At 64.0% G+C, this 3,375-nt stretch carries 4 protein-coding genes; 3 read left to right on the plus strand and 1 reads right to left on the minus strand.

Annotation, left to right across the window (positions count from 1 at the left end):
- The first annotated feature begins 29 nt into the window (after positions 1-29).
- Positions 30-512, plus strand: coding sequence for a hypothetical protein (locus tag WCB02_RS03845; protein WP_423956513.1), 483 nt, complete (start codon positions 30-32; stop codon positions 510-512).
- A gap of 50 nt (positions 513-562) precedes the next feature.
- Here the strand turns inward: WCB02_RS03845 and WCB02_RS03850 are convergent, their stop codons facing one another.
- Complete coding sequence (locus WCB02_RS03850; protein ID WP_423956514.1) at positions 563-1,738, minus strand: YncE family protein; 1,176 nt, start codon at positions 1,736-1,738, stop codon at positions 563-565.
- A gap of 185 nt (positions 1,739-1,923) precedes the next feature.
- Between WCB02_RS03850 and WCB02_RS03855 the strand changes: the two genes are divergently transcribed.
- On the plus strand, positions 1,924-2,727 hold the full coding sequence (locus tag WCB02_RS03855; RefSeq protein WP_423956515.1) for an SDR family NAD(P)-dependent oxidoreductase: 804 nt from the start codon (positions 1,924-1,926) through the stop codon (positions 2,725-2,727).
- Between the two features lie 40 nt (positions 2,728-2,767).
- Positions 2,768-3,375 (plus strand): tetratricopeptide repeat protein (locus tag WCB02_RS03860; RefSeq protein WP_423956516.1); only part of this gene is annotated, 608 nt, incomplete at its 3' end.

The following is a 3,375-nucleotide window of genomic DNA, read 5'->3' on the forward strand; positions in this document are numbered from 1 at the left end:
CTACAAGATAGTTCATAGGGATGATTCGGATGAACCACGTCATGAAAATTTGCTTGTGTGCTGCGCTGTCGCTTGTGACGCTGGTTTCCTTCGCCCGTGCCGATGAGGCATTCAAGCTCAGCCATAACCAGCGGATCGCCTGCAGCCGGGGGCTCGCGCCCGGCAAGCTCAACACCGCGACCTGCAAGTCCTACGCCTACCTCTTCAACGCCAAGACCTCGGAATATTTCCGCTGCCAGGTGTCGCTTGCGCTGACACGTGACAACAAGGAGGTCATCAACGTCACGACAGACGGCGGCTGCACCAAGAAGCCGCGCATCTTTGAGAATGATTCGAGCTACGATTTCGACGCTACCGAAACCGAACCGCCGAACACCAATTCGTTTTTCGGCACGGGCGGTTATGCGATCTGGGCCGCCGACACCACGCAACAGAAGGTGCGCGGCTGCATCACGATCTCCTCGGGTCTCGGCTCGGACATCTCCAAATGCCTGGACATGACGTTCCAATGAACGCGACCTGCGGGTTCGAGCGCGGCGGCTGATGCCGCCGCGCTTCTGATCTAGTGTCCCATGCGGGCCGAGGCGGGATGACCGGGCACCTTGAAGCGCTTGCCGGTGTCGGTGACCGTGGTGCCGTCAACCCTCAGGATCGAAAAATCCTGATCCAGGAAGTTGCCGGCAAGAATGTAGTTGCCGTCCGGCGTGAAGGCGACCGCTTCCGGCAGGCCTCCGACCTCGATGTCCTGGGTCTTGGTGACCTTCTTGCCGTCGATCTTGAGGATCGAGAGGCTGCCGTTCTTCTGGTAGAAATAGGCGTTCTTCATGTTGGAGCCGCGCAGGATGGCGGCGACCGCAAGATCGCCCTTGGGGCTGATCGCGAGTCCCTCCGGACCGTCGCCGACCACGACGCGGTCGATGATCCGCGGCGGGCTGGCCTCGAGATCGACGACGCTCGTGGTGTCGACGCTGCCGTCGGAGGAGCCGGCGCCGCCATTGTCGGAGGTCAGCGCCAGCTTGCCGTCGGGCGATACCACCACATTGTAGGGCCATTGTCCGGTCGGCAGATCGATCTTGCCATAGGTCACCTTGCCGCCGGCGACGTCCAGGATGGACAGCTTGTGCGCCGGGAACCGCGTGGCCAGCGCGCGCTTGCCGTCGGGCGTGAACACCACCTGCGAGACGCTATCGGGCATCGCCACCGTGTCGGTGATCTTGACGTCGGTGCCGTTGATCGAGAGCACGCTGATCGAGTTGTCGCCGCGGTTGGCGACCAGCGCCATCTTGCCGTCCGGGCTGAAGCTCAGGCCTGATGGCTGCTTGCCGCCGCTCAGCGTCGCCGCGAGCTTCGGCGGGTTGGCCTTGAGATCGATGACGTAGATCTTGTCGTCAGGAACCTGCTTCAGCGCCTCGCCCTCCTTGGTGACGTCGATGGAATCCGCCACCAGCGCCACCGTCCCGGTCGGATCAATGTCGAGATTGACCGGCGGTCCGACCACCGAGTTCTTCAAAGGTAAGCTGGCGACGATGTTCGGGCGTTCGGGATCGGCGAGATCGACGATCAGGACCTGGTCCTTGCCGTCGGGCGACAGGATTGGCTTGCCGTCGCCGTCCCAGACGATTTTCTCGTCGAGACCGACGATCATGAACGGCCTGGCGAGCGCTTGCGTGAGGAGGCTGGAGCCGCAGAGCAGCAGCGCTGCGCCGAGCGCCGATCGAACTGCGCGGTTGATAGGCATAATGGCGTTCTCCCGTTTGGACCGGCCTCTCGCGGGCCGGTTTCGCCATGCCAGACTACGGAGTGAAATGCGCATTGACCAGTGCGAAGCGGGCCGTGAAGGCCTGTGAGGCGCGCCTTGTCGGCAGCCCGTTTCAATGGCAAGTGAAACACGTCTGCAAACGACAATATGAATGGGAGAGGATGATGGATCGGCTCAAGGGCAAGACCGCGATGGTGGTGGGTGCCGGCTCGATCGGCCCCGGCTGGGGCAACGGCAAGGCGACCGCAGTGACCTTCGCGCGCGAGGGCGCGCAGGTGTTCTGCGTCGATCGCAACGCCGCCGCAGCCGAGGAGACCGTGGGCATCATCACGGGCGAGGGCGGCAACGCCGTCGCCTATACCGCCGACGTCTCCCGCGCCGACGAGGTCGAGGCGATGGTCGCGGCCTGCCTCAAGGCGTTCGGCCGCATCGACGTGCTGGACAACAATGTCGGCATCGCAGAGATGGGAAGCGTGGTGGAGGTGGTGGAAACCGAATGGGACCGCGTCTTCGCCGTCAACCTCAAGAGCGCCTATCTTACCATGAAGCACGTCATTCCGGTGATGGTGCGGCAGGGCGGCGGCTCGATCATCAACATCTCGTCGATCGCCTCGATCCGCCATGTCGGCGTCTCCTATGTCAGCTACGGCGCCAGCAAGGCTGCGATGAACCAGATGACGCGCACCACCGCGGTCGAGTTCGCGGCGGACTATGTCCGTGTCAATGCGATCCTGCCCGGGCTGATGAAGACGCCGATGGTCGAGCATTCCGCGGGGCTGGCGGCAAGCTACGCCAACGGCGATGTCGAGGCGATGTGGCGCGCCCGCGACTCCCAGGTGCCGATGGGACATATGGGCGAAGCCTGGGACGTCGCCAATGCGGCGCTGTTTTTGGCCTCCGACGAGTCGCGCTACGTCACCGGCATCGAGCTCGTGGTCGATGGCGGGTTGACCTGCAAGGCGGGGTGAGCTGCGTCTGGCCCAGTCGATGCGGCCCGTGTTCATCACCATGACGCGTTGTATGGCGGCGGCGGTGGTGGCCGTCGCGTCGGCCCATGCCGCCTATGCGACCGGGACCGAGCCGGAAAAGGAGCCGCCGTTCGATCCGGCGCCCTGCCTGGCAGCGATCTCGGCCAATGACGACGAGACGATCGCGATCGCCTGCGGCGTGTTGATCGGCAACGGCAGGACTGCAAAGCCCGACCTGATCAAGGCGCTGATCGCGCGAGCCGGCGTCTTCAGCCGCAAAGGTCAGATCGATCGTGCGATCGCCGATGACGACACCGTGCTGCGGCTCGATCCAAGCTTGGCGGACGTCTACAACAGCCGTGGCGAGCTGTGGTGGAAGAAGGGAGAGCGGCCGAAGGCGCTGGCCGATTTTGCCGCCGCGCTCAAGCTGTATCCGGATCATCCCGCGGCAAGAAGCAACTATCGCGCGCTGGCGCAGGAACTGGAGCGCCTGGGCGCAATGATGGCGGTCGATGGCAGGCCGAGCTTCAATTGCGCCGCGGCGCGACGCGCCGTGGAAAAAGCGATCTGTGCCGATCGGGACCTCGCCAATCTCGATCGCGAGATCTATGCTGCAAACATCAAGGCGGCGCGCGCGGCGGCGGCGGA

Source organism: Bradyrhizobium sp., assembly GCF_049581145.1.
GTDB lineage: Bacteria > Pseudomonadota > Alphaproteobacteria > Rhizobiales > Xanthobacteraceae > Bradyrhizobium.

What these genes read in the sequence shown, in the direction of transcription:
- WCB02_RS03845 (WP_423956513.1), top strand. Translation starts at nt 30, where the DNA reads ATGAACCACGTCATGAAAATTTGCTTGTGTGCTGCGCTGTCGCTTGTG.
- WCB02_RS03850 (WP_423956514.1), bottom strand. Translation starts at nt 1,738, where the DNA reads ATGCCTATCAACCGCGCAGTTCGATCGGCGCTCGGCGCAGCGCTGCTG.
- WCB02_RS03855 (WP_423956515.1), top strand. Translation starts at nt 1,924, where the DNA reads ATGGATCGGCTCAAGGGCAAGACCGCGATGGTGGTGGGTGCCGGCTCG.